The organism is Paenibacillus sp. 22594 (assembly GCF_052044425.1).
Taxonomy (GTDB): Bacteria; Bacillota; Bacilli; order Paenibacillales; family Paenibacillaceae; genus Paenibacillus_AQ.
On sequence record NZ_JBQENA010000008.1, the window covers coordinates 265,346 to 286,903 of the forward strand.

12 protein-coding genes are annotated in these 21,558 nt (G+C 51.3%); all 12 read left to right on the plus strand.

Features of this window, described 5'->3' with window-relative positions:
• Positions 1 to 143 precede the first annotated feature (143 nt).
• A complete protein-coding gene (locus tag ACTJKB_RS24010) occupies positions 144 to 278 on the plus strand; it encodes a hypothetical protein (protein WP_440836870.1) in 135 nt (44 codons plus the stop codon).
• Positions 278 to 1,369, plus strand: a complete 1,092-nt coding sequence (locus ACTJKB_RS24015; protein WP_440836871.1) for a peptidyl-prolyl cis-trans isomerase — start codon at positions 278 to 280, stop codon at positions 1,367 to 1,369. The genes ACTJKB_RS24010 and ACTJKB_RS24015 overlap by 1 nt, the downstream gene beginning before the upstream one ends.
• A gap of 147 nt (positions 1,370 to 1,516) precedes the next feature.
• Complete coding sequence (gnpA, locus tag ACTJKB_RS24020) at positions 1,517 to 3,676, plus strand: 1,3-beta-galactosyl-N-acetylhexosamine phosphorylase (protein ID WP_440836872.1); 2,160 nt, start codon at positions 1,517 to 1,519, stop codon at positions 3,674 to 3,676.
• A gap of 291 nt (positions 3,677 to 3,967) precedes the next feature.
• Complete coding sequence (locus tag ACTJKB_RS24025; protein WP_440836873.1) at positions 3,968 to 5,389, plus strand: alpha-L-fucosidase; 1,422 nt, start codon at positions 3,968 to 3,970, stop codon at positions 5,387 to 5,389.
• Positions 5,390 to 5,676: 287 nt separating this feature from the next.
• Positions 5,677 to 9,711, plus strand: coding sequence for an endo-1,4-beta-xylanase (locus ACTJKB_RS24030; RefSeq protein WP_440836874.1), 4,035 nt, complete (start codon positions 5,677 to 5,679; stop codon positions 9,709 to 9,711).
• A 190-nt stretch (positions 9,712 to 9,901) separates the two neighbouring features.
• Positions 9,902 to 11,641 (plus strand): sensor histidine kinase, encoded by a 1,740-nt coding sequence (locus tag ACTJKB_RS24035; protein WP_440836875.1) that lies wholly within the window; start codon positions 9,902 to 9,904, stop codon positions 11,639 to 11,641.
• Positions 11,642 to 11,664: 23 nt separating this feature from the next.
• Positions 11,665 to 13,323 carry a response regulator gene (locus ACTJKB_RS24040; protein ID WP_440836876.1) on the plus strand — a complete coding sequence of 553 codons (1,659 nt, stop codon included), beginning with the start codon at positions 11,665 to 11,667 and terminating at the stop codon, positions 13,321 to 13,323.
• Between the two features lie 153 nt (positions 13,324 to 13,476).
• Positions 13,477 to 16,197: an endo-beta-N-acetylglucosaminidase gene (locus ACTJKB_RS24045; RefSeq protein ID WP_440836877.1), complete on the plus strand. Its 2,721-nt coding sequence runs from the start codon at positions 13,477 to 13,479 to the stop codon at positions 16,195 to 16,197.
• Between the two features lie 23 nt (positions 16,198 to 16,220).
• Complete coding sequence (locus ACTJKB_RS24050) at positions 16,221 to 17,936, plus strand: extracellular solute-binding protein (protein ID WP_440836878.1); 1,716 nt, start codon at positions 16,221 to 16,223, stop codon at positions 17,934 to 17,936.
• A 91-nt stretch (positions 17,937 to 18,027) separates the two neighbouring features.
• Positions 18,028 to 18,930: an ABC transporter permease gene (locus ACTJKB_RS24055; RefSeq protein ID WP_440836879.1), complete on the plus strand. Its 903-nt coding sequence runs from the start codon at positions 18,028 to 18,030 to the stop codon at positions 18,928 to 18,930.
• Positions 18,931 to 18,947: 17 nt separating this feature from the next.
• Complete coding sequence (locus ACTJKB_RS24060) at positions 18,948 to 19,832, plus strand: carbohydrate ABC transporter permease (protein ID WP_440836880.1); 885 nt, start codon at positions 18,948 to 18,950, stop codon at positions 19,830 to 19,832.
• 28 nt (positions 19,833 to 19,860) lie between these two features.
• Positions 19,861 to 21,558: glycoside hydrolase family 3 protein (locus ACTJKB_RS24065; RefSeq protein ID WP_440836881.1), on the plus strand; the 1,698-nt coding region annotated here is incomplete at its 3' end.

Consider the following 21,558-nt stretch of genomic DNA (forward strand, 5'->3'; position numbering starts at 1 on the left):
ACCCTTGCGATTGAAGTGGAAAAAGGAAACCTAATTCGCAAATTTCACCGGTTTTTTGGTGATTAGGTGGAAAAAGTAGACTTGATTCTCTCCATTTCCATCCATTCGGTGATTTTGCGGGGAAATAAGTGGAGTTTTTCCAGATGACAATACCTGGGGAGGTCACTCAGCGGATTGAAGTGGAGAAATTCCACCTCAGTTATCTGGTAAAAAGGGCAATCGCCCTGCTATACCGGTATGAACGGCTTGACAAGTCATGCGGCGGGAGGAAGCGGTAATGAGAGTATTCATGAAAAGGGATATCCAGCGCAAAGCCTTCATATGGGGGTTGGGCTGCACGGTTCTTGCAGGATTGATACTTATAGGCTTCGTGAAGCTGCCTCCTTCGAATTCGGAGTCAGCCGAAGCGGCTCAGCCCGGATCAGGCACGATCATTCTGTATGTGAATGGAGAGCCTGTGACCCGGCAGGAGTTCCAACTGTATATGGATAAGGAAAAAGGCGCCGTTACCAATGAGTTCAGCATACAGCATAACGCAGCGGACCAAGTGGACTACTGGACCACCGAATTTGGCGGGGAACGGCCCATCGACAGGCTGAAGAGCCTCGCTGCGGATGAAGCGGCCAAAGGCAAACTCCTGCAAACTCTTGCACAGGCCAAAGGGCTGGTGGAGTATAGCGGATTCGGGCAATTAATGAAGGATTGGGCTGACGGCAACAAGCAGCGTGAGCAGGATATCAGCGATAACAAGGCTGTTTTTGGTTTGGGACAATATGATCTCAGCCAGTATTATTTCTATACTCTCAGCAATCTGAAGCTTGAACTGGAAGAGCTAATGGGCAAGACGGAATTACAAGTAACCGGAGAAGAGATTAAGCAGGCCTACCAGGCGCATGCCAAGGATTATCAGAACCGGACCCGGCTGGAGATTGAGGAGCTGTCTCTTCCTTATTCCGGGGAAGCGGATAAAAACAGTGCATTACAAGCCATGCAGGCTGCCCTTGGACAGCTGAATAAAGGGGCAGCTTCAGAACTAGTCGTGCAAAGTCATAAGGGGTTCCGCCTGCTCAAGAACTCGGCGGTTGTGGACAGCCAGACCCATCCGCTATCCCCGGAAGCCATGATTATTCAAACTGCCCTGACACTTAAGAAGGGCAACTGGTCCACCGTAGCGGACATGGGCGACAGCTATTCTATCGTCAAACTGGTGGATAAAACGGAGAATTATGCAGTACCCATACAGGAAGTGGAAAGCCAATTAAAGGCGGAAGCGTTAAGCCTGAAATTTGAGGGCTACCTGGAGCAGCAATTCCGCGGGAGCGACGTGAGGCTTGAGCAAGGCAATTATGACGCGATTACAGCGCCTTGAAGTTGTATGTGGTTTCAAGGTGTATTTAAGCACTACATAAAGGCAGAAGTGCCTGAGGGGAACATAACAGCGGCCGGAAGTCCAGACATTCCCCGCAGTCACAGCTTAGCCTTTTTGAAACATTCTTAATAATAAGGAGAGACACGAATGACCAAACCCAAAGGAAGGGTAACCCTGCCAAGTGAAGAGGGATTTGTCGAAGAGACCAAGGAAATGATGTTGCGCTGGGGTGCGGACGCTATCCGGGACAGTGACGGAACCAAACTGGATGCTGAAATCAAATCGCTGGATGCCACAATCTATACCGCCTACTTTCCGACCAGAGGCCATAACGAGTTCATTGGACAGCATATGGAAGAGTGTCCGCAAATCTACCTGATGTCGGATTTCACGCTGGCTCGGGCGGATGAGCTTGTGATTGATTTGCTCCAATCCTATTACAGCGAACAGCTGGATGTGGACTATATTCATGATCCCAAACGGTATTGGCAAGTCTACGACAGAACCTCCGGGGAGCTTGTACCGGTGGAGAATTGGCAGGTTCTGGAGCAGGATAATAAGGTAGTCGTTCTAAAAACCACGCCATGGCATGAGTATACAGTCTCTTTTCTGGCTTATATCCAATGGGACCCGGTTCAGATGTACAATCACATCACCAATAACTGGGGCGACAAGCCGCATGAAATTCCGTTCGATGTGAAGCAGCCCCACTCCAACGCTTTTATCTATGACACCATGAAGCAGTGGCTTCAGGATAACCCGGAGGTGGATGTGGTCCGGTTCACTACTTTCTTTTATCAATTCAGTCTCGTGTTCAACCAGTATGGCAAGGAGAAATTCGTGGATTGGTTCGGCTATGGGGCAAGCGTCTCTGTGGCGATGCTCGAGGATTTTCGCAAGGAGAAGGGTTATGCGCTGACTGCAGAGGATTTTGTGGATCAGGGATATTACAATTCCTCTTTCAGAGTGCCCTCTCCATCGTACTTAGAGTATGTTGATTTTGTTTCTGCTTTTGTTTCTACCGAGACGAAAAAGCTGGTGGATCTGGTGCATCAGAGCGGCAAAGAAGCAATTATGTTTCTGGGGGACCAATGGATCGGCGTGGAGCCTTATGGTCCGTATTTTGAAACCACCGGCCTGGATGCGGTTGTCGGCAGTGTAGGCGATGGCACGACGCTGCGGATGATTTCCGATATTCCCCATGTAAAATACACCGAGGGACGTTTTCTGCCTTACTTTTTCCCGGATGTATTCTATGATGGCAATGATCCTGTCGCCGAAGCCCGGGACAACTGGCTCACGGCCCGCCGGGCGATTCTCCGCAAGCCGATTGACCGGATGGGCTATGGCGGTTACCTGAGTCTGGCTTATACATTTCCAGCTTTTGTAGATTACGTGGAGAAAATCACGGATGAGTTCAGAGAGATTCACGAGCATATCCTTCTGACCCAGCCATATACCGGTTTAAAGGTAGCCGTGCTGAACTGCTGGGGAGCCTTGCGTACATGGCAGGCTTTTACGGTGGCGCACAGCTTGTACTCCAAACAAGCCTATTCCTATTATGGAATCCTTGAATCGCTGAGCGGAATGAATGTCGATGTGCAGTTTATCAGCTTCGAGGATGTGTTAAGCAAGGGGATTGACCCTTCCATTGATGTGATTATTAATGCGGGTGATGTCCATACGGCGTTTTCCGGCGGGGAGGTCTGGAAGAATTCCCGTTTAGTAGAGCTGCTCAGAGAATGGGTCTACGGCGGCGGCGGATTGATTGGGGTCGGGGAGCCTTCTGCGGTTTCTCATCACGGCCGGTTCTTTCAACTGGCCGATTGCTTTGGGGTGGATAAAGAACTGGGCTTCAGTCTGTCCACAGATAAGTATTTCAGCAAGCTGACTGAAGGGCATTTTATCACGGACAGTATTACGGAATTTAGCTTTGGCGAGAGCATGAAGAATGTGTATGCGCTGCATGACCGTGTAAGCATTCTGGAGTATTCCCATGGTGAAATCCATCTGGCGGCCAATCAGGCGGGTGAGGGCAGAGCGGTGTACATCGCCGGATTGCCTTATACTCCTCAGAACAGCAGACTGCTGATGAGAAGCCTGTATTATGCTGCCGGCAAAGAAGCGGATTTAGAGATATGGTACGCGGATAATCCGTCCTGCGAGGTACACGCATATCCGGAGAGCAGTACGTATGCCATCGTCAACAATTCGCATGAACCCCAATCCACCACTGTCTATGATGGAGAGGGGAACACCTCGGAAGTACAGCTAGAAGCGGGCGGCATCCTGTGGAGGGGATTTTAAGAAGCGAAGCAAAATGATACAAAGCGAACTAGAAAAATACAAAAAGGTAAAAGTAACGGAGGGGATTTTGGAACTGTAGGAGCGGTAGCGTCCGCCTGAGAGCTTTCCGTAGGAAAGCTGGCATCGTAAGCATAGGCTATGTTTGGATTTCTACCGTGGACAACGGTTTAAATCAGGAAATCCAAACATAACAGCGGCCGGAAGTCCAAACATCACCGCAGTTACGGCCCATACCCGAAATGAAGGATTTTAGTTCAAAACACATGTTGAAGAGCAAGGAGGACCGCACAGATGAACCAGACAGAAATTTTTGGTGTGAAGCCGTCCGGCAGGCAGCTGAAGTGGCAGAAGCTGGAGTTCTACGGGTTTATTCACTTCGGCGTCAATACGATGCTGGGCATGGAATGGGGCGAGGGACATGAGGATATCAGTGTGTTCAATCCGTCCAAATTGGATGCCGGGCAATGGGCCTCGGTGCTGAAAAATGCAGGAATGAAGGCGGTCATTCTGACCTGCAAGCATCATGATGGGTTCTGCCTTTGGCCCAGCCGGTATACAGTGCATACCGTAGCCCGCACACCGTGGAGGGATGGCAAGGGAGATCTGGTCAAGGACCTGTCAGAAGCATGCAGGGAGCAGGGGCTGCTGTTCGGAGTCTACCTGTCTCCATGGGACAGGACAGAGCAAACCTATGGCGAAGGCAGAGCCTATGACGATTTCTATGTGCATCAGTTGACCGAGCTGCTGACGAATTACGGGGAAATCGGGTGCGTCTGGCTGGACGGGGCGAACGGTGAGGGACCCAGCGGCAAAAAGCAATATTATGACTGGGACCGTTACTATGAGACGATCCGCAGGCTTCAGCCGGAGTGTGTGATTAGCGTCTGCGGCCCGGATATCCGCTGGGTGGGCAATGAAGCGGGACATACAAGACAAGAAGAATGGAGTGTTGTGCCCAAGCGGCTCCAGGATGCAGAAAAGATTGCGGAGAAATCCCAGCAGGCCGATGACGGCGGGTTCTCGCGTTCTTTGAATTCGATGGATGAGGATTTAGGAAGCCGTGCAGCTATGGCTGCTTATGAGGGCGAGGACTGGGTGTGGTATCCGGCAGAGGTCAATACCTCCATCCGGCCCGGCTGGTTCTATCATGAAGAGGAAGATGGCCAGGTCCGAAGCGGCGGAGAGCTGTATGATATTTATCTGAATGCCGTGGGAGGCAATGCAACCTTCCTGCTCAACATTCCCCCGAATAAAGAGGGTGAGATCGTGGAAACGGACCGGAAAGCACTGGCGGATTTGGGTAATAGAATTGCCCGGCTGGAAGATGTTTCTCTAATGCAGCAGGCTACGGTTACCGCGTCAAGCTCTGCAGATACAGCGGCTCGGCTGACGGATAATGAGGACGGTATATTCTGGAAGCCGGCGGAAGATGACCGGGAGCCATGGGTCGAAATCGCATTCCCGGAAGCTGTTGATATGAACAGTGTCATTCTGCAGGAACAGATCATGGAGGGACAACGGGTAGAAGGGTTTGAGCTCTGGTGCGAAGTTCAGGGGGAATGGATCAAGGTGGCGGCAGGAACCATTATTGGCTATAAAAAAATCATCCGCCTACCGGAGACGCGCGCAGACCGCTTGAAAATAGTGTTCAAGGAGTTCCGCGGATTCCCTACCCTGGCGCGGGTGTATGTAGTGAATACAGAGGGTTTATAAATGTTTGATCATAACCTGCAGCCTCCCCTCCCCCTCTGGGAAGGGGGGCTTTTTTCTGCTTAGAAAGACTGTACCAATGACTTGATTTACCTGTCCGGCATAACCGCATCGGTTTATTCAAGCGGACCAGCCCCGGGTTCCTGAATGAACTAAGAAAACCACGACACAATCTTTAATTTGGAGTAAGACGCACTAATTGGATTATGCTACGATTTGGGTTGAGAAAGGGGGGCGGCTTTTTTATTGTTGTAAGCGCTTTAACAAAATCTGTTTAGAGGAGTGCAAACATGATCAAAATGTTCAAACAGATCTTCCCGGTCTTCCTGGCGGTGATCCTGCTGATTCCGTTTGGCGGGCTTGCTCCGGTAGTGAAAGCTGAAACTCTGCAACATGAAGAGACCACTACGGTTTATCATGAAACCTTTGCAGGAGGTGCAGGCGGAGCCGTTCAGTCGGGTGCTGCAAGCCTGACGGCTGTCACCGGTAAAGGTTTTGCCGGCAATGCGGACGGAGCAGCGTTATACGTAAGCAACAGGGCGAATAACTGGGATGCGGCTGATTTCAAATTCAGCAGCCTTGGACTAGAGAACGGAAAAACCTACACGGTGACCGCTGCCGTTTATGTTGATGCGGGTGTAAATCTGCCGGATGGTGCCAATGTGGCGCTCCAAACCGTAAGCAGCTACGGTAATTATGCAGAAGTGCCTTATGTAGTTGGTACAGCCGTTATTTTGACTAAGGAATTCACCGTAGATACAACCAAAGATCAAGTCTTGCGCGTGAACTCCAATGCAGCCGGGGCTGCGGTTCCGTTCTACATCGGAGACCTCCTTATTACCGGGAAGGGAGCTACGGACGGTGGAGAAGAGCCGCCTAGAGACCCGGCGCTGCCTTTCAATACCATTACCTTTGAAGACCAGACCCCGGGCGGTTTTGAAGGCAGAGCCGGGACGGAGAAGCTGACCGTCACAGGGGAGGAGAACCATACCCGGAATGGTTCTTATGCTTTGAAGGTAGAGAACAGATCCGCTACCTGGAACGGGCCTTCATTGCGTGTGGAAAAATATGTAGACAAGGGAAGCGAATATACCATATCGGCCTGGGTCAAGCTGATTGATCCCGCAAGCTCCCAGCTCCAGCTGTCTACGCAGACCGGCAGTGGAAGCAGCGCGAATTATGTGGCTCTTGCACCCAAAACCATCAGCACCAGCGACGGCTGGGTTAAGTTTGAGGGAAGCTACCGCTATAACAGTGTAGGCGGCGAATATTTGACCCTTTATATCGAAAGCTCAAATCATGCAACCGCGTCTTTTTATATCGATGACATCAGCTTTGAGAAAACCGGCACTGGCCCTATTGCCATACAGAAGGACCTCATCCCCATTAAAAATGTGTACCAAGACGATTTTCTGATCGGCAATGCTATCACAAGTGAGGATCTCGAAGGCGTCCGGCTTGAGCTTCTAAAAATGCACCACAATGTCGCTACTGCTGGCAATGCCATGAAACCGGATGCGCTGCAGCAGGTGAAGGGGAAGTTTACCTTTGAGGCAGCGGATGCAATGGTAGCTAAGGTTCTGGCTGAAGGGATGCAGATGCATGGACATGTACTGGTATGGCATCAGCAGTCTCCGGAATGGATGAATACGGTAAAGGATGGAGCAGGGAATACCATTTCCTTGGGACGGGATGAAGCACTCGTTAACTTGAAGAACCATATCCGAACTGTCATGGAGCACTTTGGTGACAAGGTAATTTCCTGGGATGTCGTCAATGAAGCGATGAACGATAACCCGGCGAATCCCTCCGATTGGGAAGGGTCCCTCCGTCAATCTCCTTGGTACAATGCCATTGGACCAGACTATTTGGAGCAGGCTTTCCTCGCAGCGAGAGAAGTGCTGGACGAACATCCCGGTTGGGATATTAAGCTGTACTACAACGACTACAACGAAGATAACCAGAAGAAAGCACAGGCCATTTACAATATGGTTAAATCCCTCAACGAAAAGTATGCGCTTACCCATCCGGGAAAGCTCCTGATCGACGGCATCGGCATGCAGGCGCACTACAATGTGAACACGAACCCGGAGAACGTGAAATTGACCTTGGAAAAGTTTATCTCCCTGGGCGTCGAAGTTAGTATTACTGAGCTGGACATTCAGGCTGGCAGCAACAATCAGCTTACTGATAAGCTGGCGGATGCCCAGGGTTATCTGTACGCACAGCTGATGGATATTTTCAGAGCTCATGCAGCCCATATCAAGCGCGTGACCTTCTGGGGACTGGATGATCATACGAGCTGGAGGGCCGCGTCCAACCCGCTTCTGTTCGACAAGAACCTGCAGGCTAAACCGGCGTACTATGGCGTCATTGATCCTGCAAAGTATATGGTTGAGCATCAGCCTGATCCCACGGATGCCTACCAGTCCACCGCGAATTATGCCACACCTGCTGTGGACGGGACGGTTGATGCGGTCTGGAGCAATGCGGCCCAAATGCAGGTTAACCGGTACCAGATGGCTTGGCAGGGTGCAAGTGGTGTGGCGAGAACCCTGTGGGATGATCAGAATCTGTATGTGCTCATCGAGGTTAGCGATGCCCAGCTCGATAAAAGCAGTGCAAACGTATGGGAACAGGATTCCGTCGAAATGTTCCTGGACGAAAACAACGGGAAAACAACGTTCTACCAGGACGATGACGGACAATTCAGGGTTAATTTTGACAACGAAACTTCCTTCAATCCGGCAAGCATCGCTGAAGGCTTCCAATCGGCCACCCGGATTACAGGAACCAACTACACGGTTGAAATGAAGATTCCCTTTAAAAAAATAACAGCCGGCAATAACAATAAGCTGGGATTTGACATACAGATTAATGACGCCAAAGACGGTGCCCGACAAAGTGTTGCCGCATGGAATGATACGACCGGAAACGGCTATCAGGATACCTCTGTGTACGGCGTATTGACCCTATCCGGTAAACCCGCCGGTTCAGAACCGACAGTGACACCAACGGCAACTGCAACTGCAACTGCAACTGCAACTGCAACTGCAACTGCAACACCAACATCAACGGCAACCCCTACACCGGCGGCTCCCGTCGTTACCGGCAACGGCAGTGTTAGCGGATTTACTCCACAGCCAGGAAGTGTTGTGGGCAAGGACGGCGTGGTTACAATCAAACCCGAAGTGAAGACTGATGGCGGAGGGGCCAAGGCGGCAGTTTCGGGCACCGACCTGAACACAGCGCTTGAACAAGCCGCTCCGTCAGCAAACGGCAAGAAACAGGTCATCATCGAACTGCCGAAACAGGCCAACGCCCTATCGTATGAAGTGCAATTGCCGGCCCAACATTTAAAGGGTACGGAAAACTTCGTTCTTTTACTGAAGACTGACCAAGCAATCCTTGAGATTCCAAGCAACATGCTGACCAACATGACCGAAAATATGGAATACGTGTCCATCCGAGTAAAAGAAGGCTCCAAAGACCATCTGGCAGCGGCAGCCCGTGACCGGATGGGCAGCGGTCCGGTGATCGAACTGAGCGTGCTTGCTGGCGGCCAGGTTATGGCATGGAGCAATCCGAATGCGCCTGTTAAGGTATCTATTCCCTACATGCCAACGGCGGAGCAGCTTAGCCATTCAGATTCGCTAGTGGCCCTGCACCTCGCTGACAACGGCAGCGTGACCCCGATCCCTAATGGCCGATATGACACAGGAAGCGGAGCACTTATTTTCCAGACTGCCCAAGTTGGTATTTATGCGGCAGCGTATATGTCTCTAGGATTTGAAGATTTGGGGAACGTGCCTTGGGCACAGCAGGCAGTGTCTGCCATGGCAGCCCGTGATATTATCCAAGGCACCTCCCGGAGCAGCTTCTCGCCAGCTGCTTTTATGCAGCGGGGAGACTTCATCGCACTTCTTGTGAGAGCCCTTGAGCTGAACGGCGCAGGCCAGGATCAAGCCGCATTCAGCGATGTCCAGGGGGACGCTTATTACAGCAAAGAACTAGCTGTCGCGAAGCAACTGGGCATCGTCTCCGGCTATGAAGATAACACCTTCCAACCGGATCATGTGATTTCCCGCCAGGATATGATGGTGATCGCTGTCCGCGCTCTGGCGGCAGCCGGTAAGAAGGCCAGCGGCAGCGGAACACTGAGTGCGTATTCGGATGCAGACCAAATTTCTGATTATGCCAAAGAGAGCCTTGCATCCCTGGTGAAATACGGAATCGTGAACGGCAAGAACGGCAAGCTTGCTCCGGGCGATTCGCTCACCCGCGCTGAAGCGGCAGTCATTGTGTACCGCATTTGGAAGCTGTAAGTAGAGCTCATACACACGTTATCCTTTAATAGAGAACAGCCAGCCGCGGGTAAAATTTCCGGCGGCTGGCTGTTTAGTGAATTCTAACAGACAATTATTTGCAGGCAAACGGATGTATTTTCAAACGGACAGGCCTATAATCATTCCATCGAGATGTTTCCGTCCACTTGAGTATTTAAGGAGCCTGTCTATGAAGCCTGTTTCTTTCAATTTATTCGGACAACGCTTAACCATTCTGCCCAAAATCATCATCTCCTTCCTGGTTGTGCTTATCCCCATTCAAACGCTCAGTCTGATGATGAACCATTCGAGTGTAAACAAGGTGCAGAATGAAATTCTGCAATCCAGCGCCTCCAATGTGCATTTTTATCTCAGCTCGCTGGAAACGGAGATCAACCGGATTCTCCGCCTGGAGCGGGAATATATCAGCAGCGACGGTGATTTCCTCAAGGCGGGGGTCATTCCCGATTCGATGGACGATTATGAACGGGGCCTGACCATATTACGAATTGAGAACAAGCTCTCCATTCTCAAAAGCTCGAGTCCGTATATCAAGGATATCCGTATCTATTTCCCCAGTCTCGGCCGTACGATTTGGACAACAAGCTTCAGCAGCACCATCCCCGATGATGAGATCAGAGTGATAGCCGGTAAAGACAAGCGGACGCAATCTCCGTTTACTTTTGTGAATAATCGTCTGATTCTTGGAATGCTGTATCCGACTACAGGAAATGACATGATGTTTATGATAGAGGTAGAGCTGTCTATACCGCTATTGCAGCAGTCCATGGCACAAATGTCAGGCAAGAAAAATGCAGGCTCCATTCTCTTAAATGAACCTGAACAGTGGGTCATAGGGGATACGAACGATGAATCCATCACCCAATCGATCCGCCAATTTGTATCCGGACAGGAGGACCGTCAGACGGCAAGCGGAATGGGCCGGATTGAAATGGACCATAAAATGTATCTGATTTATTATGAGCAATCGGAGTCTCTTGGCCTCACGCTTGTCCATTATGTGCCGGAAGCGGAAGCATTAGGTGTGTTGAAGCAGTATCAGAGCTGGTATTGGGTCATTACGCTGGTCTCTATTCTGATTGTTTACATATTTTCCTATGGAATCTTTCTGCTTATCCATAAACCGATGCGGCGGCTGGTCAACTCTCTGGCACAGGTGGGAGAAGGGAATCTGGAGCTCCGCCTGCAGCACCGTTACAATGATGAATTTCAGGATGTATTTCAGCAGTTCAATACGATGGTAAGCCGGATCGGCACCCTGATCGGGGAGGTATCGGAGCAGCAGACACGCTCTCAGCATGCAGAATTGAAGCAGCTCCAGTCCCAGATCAACCCTCATTTTTTATATAACAGTCTCTTCATTCTACTGACGCTAATCCGGCAGGAAGATAAAGACAGTGCGGAGCGGCTGGTGCTTCACATGGGCAATTACTTTCGTTATATCACCCGTACCGGCGAGGACGAGGTATCACTGGAGAATGAAATGATGCATACCCAGGCTTACGCTGGCATCCAGTCCTTAAGATTCCCGGATATTCAGATCCGCTGGGGTGAAATACCGGAGGCTTGCCGGATTGTCCGGGTTCCCCGGCTCATCCTGCAGCCACTGGTAGAGAATGCGTATCTGCATGGACTGGAGAAGATGGAGGGACCTGGGCTGCTGCTAATTGAAGTGGAGCAGCATGAGAAACTGCTGATGATTCGGGTAGAGGATAACAGCGGACATCTGAATCGGGAAATGATTGAGGAGCTGAACCATCGGCTGCACACGATCGCTTATTCGGGGGAAACAACCGGAATGTTCAATGTACACCGCCGCCTGCAGCTCAGATATGGGCAAGCCTACGGTCTGGAGCTTGCAATAGGTCAATCGGGAGGGCTCTGTGTAACGCTGCGCATCCCGCTCTAACCCTGCTATAGAAGGAGGATTTCATGAGTAAGTTATTGATTGTAGACAATGAGAAGATTATTGTGGACGGGCTGGTTGGGTATTTTCTGGATCTGAAGCTGGAAGCGCTGGAGGTGTATGGTACGCATTCCGGTAAGGAAGCGCTCCGGCTGCTGGAAGAGACCAAGATGGATATTGTGCTGTCCGATATCCGTATGCCGGGAATGAGCGGGCTGGAGCTGCAACAGCAGGTATCACAGCGATGGCCGCATTGCCGTATGATTTTTCTCTCTGGCTATGATGATTTTCAGCTGATCCAGCAGGCTATGCGCGGAGGGGCCGGTAATTATATTCTGAAGACCGAAGGATATGAGGTTATTGGGGCAGCAGTCATAGCTGCACTCCAGCAGCAGCAGGAAGCGGTCCGCTTCCAGAGCTTGATCGAGCGCTCCAGGGAGCAGTTTCGTACCACACTGCCGTATATGGGCAAAGAACTGATGAATCGTCTGCTGCAAGGGGACCCGGTTGCACTGACCCAGCGTGTGAAACAGTTCGAGCATCTCCAGATTCATCTGGACAGCCAGTCTCCGGTGCTGCTGTTCCTCACACGTATCGATCATTGGCGGGGAATATCCGCCCCGTCTGACCGGGCACTGATCATCTATTCCATCCAGAATATCGCCGCAGAATATCTCCATCCGTTCTTGTCGTGCTACTCTTACCCCTATGAAACATCACGGATGATCTGGTTCGTTCAACCCAGAGAGGACGAGAGTCTTACGGATGAGGACAAGCTGTGGCGGCGTTCTCTGTTGTTCCTCCAGCACTCGCTGGAGGATATTCAGGCGACTTGCAATCAATTGCTGAATATTACACTTTCCTTTGCAGTGGGCAACTCTTTTCACGAATGGGACGCACTGCAGGAGCCTTTCGAATCGCTGAAGCTGCTGCTGAACCGAGGGCTCGGCATCAAGGAGGAGGCGATTCTGCTCGAGACTACGGATGCCGTCCATCCCGCTCCCGGAGAGAGTATTCCAAGACATGCACCGGCAATTTCCTTTCAAATACATAAATTGCAAGAGCATCTGGAGAATGGGGAGCGGGGAGAGTTCTACGATCTGCTCGGACATATTCTCGGGCTGCCGGTGCGGGCGGACGGAAATGAAGAGATGATCCGGCTGGAGGTTGCATTATCACTCGGCGGGATGTATTTGTCAGCCATTAACCGTTGGGGGATCTGGCAGGAGATTGCCAGGCAGCTTGACCTGGATCTGCTCTTCCGTATAGGGGCAGAGAGGGATTGGAATGAATACAAAGCTTACTTTATTCAACTGGCCGATGTGTTGTTTGCTTGCCGGACCCTTCAAAGTACGAATCAGGAGAATGACATTGTTGAGAAACTGGAGCACTATATCAGCAGTCATTTAGCGGAGGATTTATCCATGACCAGACTGGGCATGGTCTTCAACCATCATCCCTATTATCTCTCCCGATTGTACAAGCAGACCACAAAGACTGGTCTGCTGGATTACATAACAGAGCTGCGTCTGAATAAAGCGAAGCTGCTGCTGCAAGAGAGTGACTTGCGTGTTCAGGAGGTATCCCAAGCGGTAGGCTTTATATCGGAAGGGTATTTTTACCGTTTTTTCAAGAAAACAGTAGGAATGACACCAAGTGAATACCGCGAAAAGCCCAAACTGTAAATAAGACAGTTCATCTGTAAATTGAATAGTAGAGAGGTCTATTTCCCCCATGCTATGGTTATTTTGGCAACACCATTATTATAGAAATGGGTGATGACATTGAGTAGAAACGCATGGACGGGAAAAAGAAAGAGGGCCTCTTTGCTTCCAGCTGTGATAGCCTTAGTGCTGCTAGGGGCAACAACAGTGAGTGCCGGCGACACCTGGCCGTTCACTGGTGAAAGCGCTCACGGAGCCAACCAGCCTAGTGTACATGGCTATACCAGCAGTCAAATTGCGAACTGGACCCCGCAAACGGACCCCGATTCTGCACTGCTCCGGTCCCGCGTGCCACTGCAGACCCGGATCGCCCCTTTTACGGCAACACAAGCGAATCAGACGCTGAATCCTAGTGTGCAAATGGGCACCATTGCCGGGGATTATGGGAATGCTTTCATTGAAAATGCCCCCTATACTAACAAGTTTGCCCAATACCATTTCAACTTCTGGCAGTACACCGATTATTACTCTTACTGGCATGGAACAGCCACCGCATATACCCCTCCTTCTTATTACGACAGCCTAGCGCAGTCCAACTGGCAGGAGAAGTGGTTCGAGTTCGGGATGCTGAACATCCCGAACCCAACCTATACAGATGCCGCGCACAAGAATGGGGTTCTCTCCCTGGCAGGCATCTTCTTCTCCAACAATGACCGCGGTCAGCAAACGTATAAGCAGATGCTCGTTAAGAATGCCAGCGGCCAGTTCACGGTAGCCCTCAAGCTGATTGAAATGGCCCAATACTATGGGTTTGACGGATTCTTCATCAACCAGGAAGAGCTGAATCCTGATATCGCCGTCGCCGATATTCCGAATTACATCGCATTTATGAAAGTTCTTCAGGACGCCGGACTTTATGTGCAGTGGGATGATTCGGTCAATACCAGTACAGGTGCCAATACATTCGCCCGCACCTTCAATGCCAATAATATTTCCTTCCTGTATAACGGCGGGAAGCAGGTATCCAATTCTTTTTTCTTCGATTACGGGATGACCGGCACACAGATTACCAATGCAATCAATTATCTTAACAGCTTCAATACCGCCAATGGCACCAGCTATAACATTCTGAAGAATGGATTCGCAGGGATTGAAGCGGGTGCTAACCGCTGGAGTACCACGAACAGTTCGCAGCTGAGCAGCAAGCTGAGCGGAGGCGTGCCCAGAGTCAGCCTGTCTACACTCGGGGCAGATTTCGTACATTCCGGCCTGGATGAGGATATGGGATTGTCTTATCCGGTCAGCCACCGGTCAGAGAATAAATATCAGTGGATGACGACCTTGCGCGAGCAGCTGTGGTGGTCCGGTCCCAATGTTAATCCGAAGAACACAACACCATCATCCACCAATACAGTTACTGACGTTTACGCAGATAACCGTAATTGGCCGGGTGTAGCCTCGGTTATTGCCGAACGCTCGGTAATCGGAGGGAACAACTTCAGCACCAGCTTCAATACGGGACACGGGCTGTCTTACTATGTGAACGGAGCGGTCTCCAATACTGCAGAATGGTCTAACATGAGCTTGCAGGACATTCCGGTGACCTGGGAGTGGTGGCAGGATACAACCGGCAACCGGCTCGCTGTTGATTTTGACTATGGCCCTTCCTATGACCTTACCGGCACAACCCGGTTCAGCTATCAGCAAATCGGAGGCTACAAAGGCGGCAGTTCACTTGTGGTCAAAGGAAATCTGAATGCGGAGAATTTTCTCCGTTTGTATAAGACCGACCTTAGCGTAAATGCCAATTCCAAGGTATCTGTTACCTACAATAAGCCTTCCAATAATGACACCTCCACGATGTATATCGGGCTTGTGACGGCAGCCAATCCGACTACTGTTGTCAAAATCGCTGTTCCCGGCAGCGGCAACAAGACCACTGGCTGGACCACTGCTGAGCTCAATTTGAGCGCTTATGCAGGCCAAAAAATCGCTGCGCTCGGCCTTGTCTATAACCCTGGCTCCGCCGCTGTTGCCAATTATCAGATGAACGTCGGCCAGCTCCGTGTGTATGACGGATCAGCAGTTTCACCAGCAGCTCCAACCGGACTTGCCATCGCTTCTGCTTATCCGGGTACCGGAGAAATGGTGCTCAACTGGGATATGAACACCAACTATGCCCAGGTCAAGCAGTATAACGTGTATGTTAATGACATTTTTATGGGCGGCAAATATGACAGTATGTTCTATATTAAAAAATTACCTGCCCAGTCGGGCACCATCAAGGTTGTTCCTGTAGGTGCTGACGGTAATGAAGGAACAGCTGCAACCCTCGACTACAACCTGAATAATGCAGTTTCAAATCTGAACGCAAGCTCACAGTCCAATGGTAATTTGACCGTATCCTGGACGAATCCGGCCGGGGTAGCAGGCTCGATCAAGGTAACCGTTAAATCGTTGAATCAAATCACGACTCCGGCGGCTGTCTCGGCTCAAACCACTGTTGCCCAAGGAACGACCTCGGCTACCTTCAGCAATATGCCGGTGAACGGGGATGATTATGAGGTAACTGTAGCTATCGGCAGCAATCTGCCGGTATCCAAAAGCGGCAATTTCATTGATGTGGTCTGTGCTCCTTATGCCGAGAGCTGGTCATGGAGCGGGAATACACTGAATCTGCCTATGCCTACGACCCGGGATTGGCGTTATCTGTACGTGTATGAGAACGGAACACCAAAATCCTTCGACACCACTTACAGCAGCGGCAGCAAACCCCGTATTATCCGGGGGCGCACAACCAAGGCAAGCCTGAGCTTCACCTCCACGGCTACTTCTGTATACGTGGTCATGGAAGACTATGCGGGCAATCTTTCAGCTCCGCTTACACTTAGATAGACGAATTCTAGGGAGGCTATAACATGAACATGAGCAAAAAGGTGACAGGAAGCAGTGGTCTAGCTCTTATTCTGGCCACGGTATTGGTATTGTCAGGATGTTCTGACAAAGAAGCCCAAGTGAACAATGAACCGAAGGCACAGGAAACAGCGGCCGGCACTGCCGGAGCCAATGCCGGCACCAATGCCCCTGCAGGACAAAAAGACGGGAAGTACGATCCTCCGATTGAGATTGTAGCGGCACAGCTGGCGGAATCCAACTGGGTATATGATTCCGGGGATGATATTAACAACAATGTGTGGAGCCGTTATTTCAGCGATACCCTTGGCATCAAGGTGAAGCTGGATTGGACCGCGGCCAAAGCAGAGGATTATACCAACAAACTGAATGTCATTATCGGCTCGGGAGACAACCTGCCCGATATGTTTCAGGTCAATTCCACTCAGCTGCAGCAGCTTGTAGAGGAGGGTCAACTTGCCGATTTGACAGAAGCCTTTGAGCAATCTGCCAAGCCGTTCACCAAAGAACTGATGAACAAGGACGGAGGTATCGGGATCAGCTCCGCTACTTTTGACGGCAAGCTTATGGCGCTGCCTAATCTGGCTGGAACCATAACCAATAATGATGTGCTCTGGCTGAGATCGGACTGGCTGAAGAAGCTGGGACTGGCCGAACCCGCAACTATCGGGGATTTGGAGGCTATCGCTGATGCCTTTGTGAACAAGGACCCGGATGGAAACGGCAAGAAGGACAGCTACGGGCTGGGCATTGCCCAGGGTCCGGTAATGACTGGAGGAGATGTTGCCGATCTCGGTGGCTGGTTTGCCGGATTTAAGGCCTATCCCGGAATGTGGGTGAAGGGCAGCGATGGCAAGATTGTCTATGGCGGCATTCAGCCTCAAGTTAAGGAAGCTCTGCTTAAGCTGCAGGAGCTGTACAAAAACGGACTCATCGATAAGGAATGGATTGTCAAGGATGGAGGCAAGCTGGGCGAAGATATCATTGGTAATAAGCTTGGCATGTGGTATGGCGGGAACTGGAATTCACTCTGGCCCATTGATGTCAGTAAAAATGCCGATCTGGTCAACTTGAAGCCTTATTCCATCGTATCTGTAGATGGCAGCAAGCCCGTGGTTCAAGCGGTCAATCCAACAGTCAACTCCTATACGGTTATCCGCAAAGGATACGAGCATCCGGAGGCGGCAGTGAAGCTGCTGAATGAATTCCAGGAAAAAATGTGGGGAGCAACATCCGAGAATGCCAAATTCGGAGCAAATATGAATGTTACACCGGTCGTCAGCTACTTTAAATATCCGCTCGTGCAATCCTGGCCGACGACCAAAGATATTCCCGATAATCTCGATGCAGTGGAAGCAGCGCTCACCTCTGGAGATTCCTCCAAACTGAATTCCGAGCAGATCGAAGCCTTCAATGCAATTGAAGCTTTCAAAAAAGGAGATATCGCCAAGGGCTACGGCACCATGCGCCAATTTGACGCTTTTGCCATTATCAAAAAAGATAATTTGCCGAATCAGCTGAAATCCGAGTTTTACGGGGCGCCTACTCCGACGATGGTAACCAAGAAAAGCTCACTGGATAAGCTGGAGCAGGAGGTCTTCACGAAAATCATTATGAATAAAGGCTCCGGCGAGGATTTTGACAAGTTCGTAGCAGACTGGAACTCTCTCGGCGGTGAGCAAATCACCAAGGAAGTTAATGATTGGAAAGCCTCGCATTAAAAGAATATCGGTGAGCGGAGGGGGAGGATTCTTCCCCTTCGCCTATTCGAATGGCCTCATATCAATAAATGGATTGAGGGAGACGAAGAGAATGCGCTATCTGAGAAGTTTCAAAGAACACACAATCCTGCACCTGATGCTGCTTCCCGCTCTAATTCTCGTGCTGGTCTACTGCTATTATCCTATGGCCGGCATTGTGATAGCGTTTGAGAAGTTCTCAGGATTTAAGGGGATGCTCCATTCACCCTGGGTGGGCTTCGATAATTTCACCTATGTGTTTAAAATGCCGGAGTTTCTGCCGGTACTGCGAAATACAGTACTGATTGCCGTGATGAAAATGATTGGTAATTTGATTGTGCCCATCATCATTGCCCTGCTGCTCAATGAGGTGGTACACACTTTTATCAAAAAAGGCGTTCAAACCCTGATCTATCTTCCCCACTTCCTCTCGTGGGTTATTCTGGCCGGGATTCTGAAGGATATTCTTTCGCCCTCCTCCGGCGTGGTCAATCAGGTGATTACCTTCTTCGGGTTCAATCCGGTGTTCTTTCTGGGGGATAATCAATGGTTCCGTTTTGTACTGGTGGGCACCGATATCTGGAAAGAATTTGGCTTCAATACGATTGTTTATCTGGCGGCACTTACCGCAATTAATCCTTCCCTGTACGAAGCCGCACTGATGGATGGTGCCTCGCGATGGAAGCAGACGCTGAATGTGACCCTCCCGGGGATATTGCCGATTATTATTCTCCTGGGGACACTGAGCCTGGGCAATGTGCTGAATGCAGGCTTTGACCAGATCTTCAACCTGTACACACCTGCCACCTATTCTTCGGGAGATGTGCTGGATACACTGATTTACCGCATTGGTATTGTTGATGCCCAGTACAGCGTATCTACGGCTATCGGACTATTCAAATCGCTGATTTCGCTATTCTTCATTTCGAGCTCCTATTATCTGGCCTATCGCCTGGCGAATTACCGAATCTTCTAACCAAAGGGGTTCCTGATATGTATAAACGTTCAAAATCCCGGCTGCTGTTTATGATCTGCAATTATGTCTTCCTAATCGTCTTATCTATCGTTTGTCTCCTGCCTATGCTCAATGTGCTGGCGGTCTCCTTTAGTTCTTCGGGCGCGGTGAGTGCAGGTCAGGTCAACTTCTGGCCGGTGGATTTCAATCTCCACTCTTATGCAGTCGTGATGAAGTATGGCACATTCATGCATTCCCTGTTCAACTCAGTGGAACGGCTTGTGCTCGGCTCTGTGCTGAGTCTTTTCATTTGTGTCCTTACCGCTTACCCGCTCTCTAAGGAAAACGATAAATTTCCCTGGAGAAGCATTTATGCATGGATTTTCGTCATTACGATATTGTTCAACGGGGGTCTAATCCCTTCCTATCTGGCAGTAAAACAGACGGGGATACTGGATACGATTTGGGCCCTGGTTCTCCCTGGTGCCGTTAACGTGTTCAATGTCATTCTTGTCCTGAATTTTTTCAGGGGGTTGCCTAAAGAACTGGAGGAATCGGCCTTGATGGATGGTGCGAACCATTTGACCGTGCTCTTCCGCATCTATCTGCCCGTTTCACTCCCTTCGCTTGCGACCGTTGCGCTGTTAACGATGGTATTCCATTGGAATTCCTGGTTCGACGGATTGATCTATATGAAAAGCCCGGAGCATTATCCGCTCGCGACTTATCTTCAAGCCGTTACAATAGATGCCAATTCGCTGAAAAATATGAAAATGCAGGACCCGGATACCTTGAAATTCGTGTCGGACCGTACGGGACGGGCAGCTCAGATCTTTCTTACAGCGCTCCCCATTCTGCTTGTTTATCCATTTTTACAAAAGTATTTTGTGAAGGGTCTCGTACTCGGCAGTGTTAAAGGATAACTCCAGGAAAGGGAGGTCAGAGAAGCCTATGAGTGACAAGTCTAGTCAGCACTCTCCCCAAGAACGGGCGGAGCATCTGCTGGGACAGATGACCTTGGAAGAAAAGGCCGCACAGCTGGTTCAGCCCTTCGGCTGGCAAGTCTATGAACATACAGATGGAGCAATTACGCTTACGGAAGACTTCAAACGCCAGGTGGCAGAGACGGGCATCGGCTCGCTCTACGGCATGCTCCGTGCGGATCCGTGGACCGGAGTGACCCTGGCCAGCGGGCTGTCCCCGCGCCAGGGGGCGGAGGCAGTGAATGCGATTCAGCGTTATGCCATCGGGAACTCACGCCTCGGCATCCCGATCCTGATCGGGGAAGAGTGCTCGCACGGCCATATGGCCATCGGGGCGACCGTATTTCCGGTTCCGCTATCCCTGGGCAGCTCGTGGAATGTGGACCTGTACCGGGAGATGTGCCGGGCGGTGGCACTGGAGACCCGCAGCCAAGGGGGGACGGTAACTTACTCGCCTGTGCTGGATGTCGTGCGCGATCCCCGCTGGGGCCGGACGGAGGAATGCTTTGGCGAAGATGCCTATCTGATCAGCGAGCTGGCGGTTGCCGCCGTGGAGGGGCTTCAGGGAGAATCGCTGAGCAGCCCGGAAAGTGTGGGTGCTACACTGAAGCACTTTGTCGGCTACGGCAGCTCCGAGGGCGGACGCAATGCCGGTCCGGTGCATATGGGCTGGCGCGAGCTGCTGGAAGTGGATCTGCTACCGTTCAAGAAGGCGGTGGCAGCAGGCGCGGTGTCCATTATGCCTGCCTACCATGAGATTGACGGCGTGCCCTGTACGACGAATACCGCACTCCTGGAGGAGATTCTCCGGGGGGCTTGGGGTTTTGACGGCCTCGTGATTACCGATTGCGGTGCCATCGAAATGCTGGCCGCCGGCCATGATGTCGCCGAGGACGGTTTGGATGCGTCGGTGCAGGCGATCACGGCAGGGATCGATATGGAGATGTCCGGCGCGATGTTCGTCAAGCATCTGGTGAACGCTGTCCGCAGCGGCAAGCTGGCCGTGGAAGTCCTGGACCGTGCCGTGCAGCGGGTGCTGGAGCTGAAGTTCAAGCTCGGCCTGTTCGAGCAGCCGTACGCCGATCCGGAGGCGGCGGAGAAGTTCATCGGTAGCGCGAAGCACCGGGAGCTTGCCCGGAAGCTGGCTGCGGAGAGCATCATTCTGCTGAAGAATGATGGCGGGACGCTGCCGCTGGCGGGTAACGGTAGCATGGGCGCGGGCAGCGGGAGCACCGGCAAGGTGGCGGTCATCGGCCCGAACGCCGATGCGCCGTACAATCAGCTGGGGGATTATACCTCGCCGCAGCCGCGGTCCAGTATCGTCACCGTGTTGGACGGGGTCCGCAGCAAGCTTGGAGCGGAGCGGGTGCTGTACGCCCCCGGCTGCCGGATCAAAGGCGAGGACAGAGAAGGCTTCGAAGCCGCCTTGGCTTGCGCCGAGCAGGCTGACACTGTGGTTATGGTGCTTGGTGGCTCAAGTGCCCGCGATTTCGGCGAAGGCAGCATTGACCTCAAGACCGGAGCGTCAAAGGTGACGGAGCATGCCTGGAGCGATATGGACTGCGGCGAAGGGATTGACCGGATCTCGCTGGCCCTCTCAGGTGTGCAGCTGGAACTGTTCAAGGAGATTCATCAGCTGGGCAAGCCGGTGGTTGTGGTCTATATC

Bases quoted from the DNA above. Each gene is read 5' to 3' on its own strand.
- gnpA (WP_440836872.1), top strand. From the start codon at position 1,517: ATGACCAAACCCAAAGGAAGGGTAACCCTGCCAAGTGAAGAGGGATTT.
- ACTJKB_RS24055 (WP_440836879.1), top strand. From the start codon at position 18,028: ATGCGCTATCTGAGAAGTTTCAAAGAACACACAATCCTGCACCTGATG.
- ACTJKB_RS24035 (WP_440836875.1), top strand. From the start codon at position 9,902: ATGAAGCCTGTTTCTTTCAATTTATTCGGACAACGCTTAACCATTCTG.
- ACTJKB_RS24040 (WP_440836876.1), top strand. From the start codon at position 11,665: ATGAGTAAGTTATTGATTGTAGACAATGAGAAGATTATTGTGGACGGG.
- ACTJKB_RS24015 (WP_440836871.1), top strand. From the start codon at position 278: ATGAGAGTATTCATGAAAAGGGATATCCAGCGCAAAGCCTTCATATGG.
- ACTJKB_RS24010 (WP_440836870.1), top strand. From the start codon at position 144: ATGACAATACCTGGGGAGGTCACTCAGCGGATTGAAGTGGAGAAATTC.
- ACTJKB_RS24060 (WP_440836880.1), top strand. From the start codon at position 18,948: ATGTATAAACGTTCAAAATCCCGGCTGCTGTTTATGATCTGCAATTAT.
- ACTJKB_RS24050 (WP_440836878.1), top strand. From the start codon at position 16,221: ATGAACATGAGCAAAAAGGTGACAGGAAGCAGTGGTCTAGCTCTTATT.
- ACTJKB_RS24030 (WP_440836874.1), top strand. From the start codon at position 5,677: ATGATCAAAATGTTCAAACAGATCTTCCCGGTCTTCCTGGCGGTGATC.
- ACTJKB_RS24025 (WP_440836873.1), top strand. From the start codon at position 3,968: ATGAACCAGACAGAAATTTTTGGTGTGAAGCCGTCCGGCAGGCAGCTG.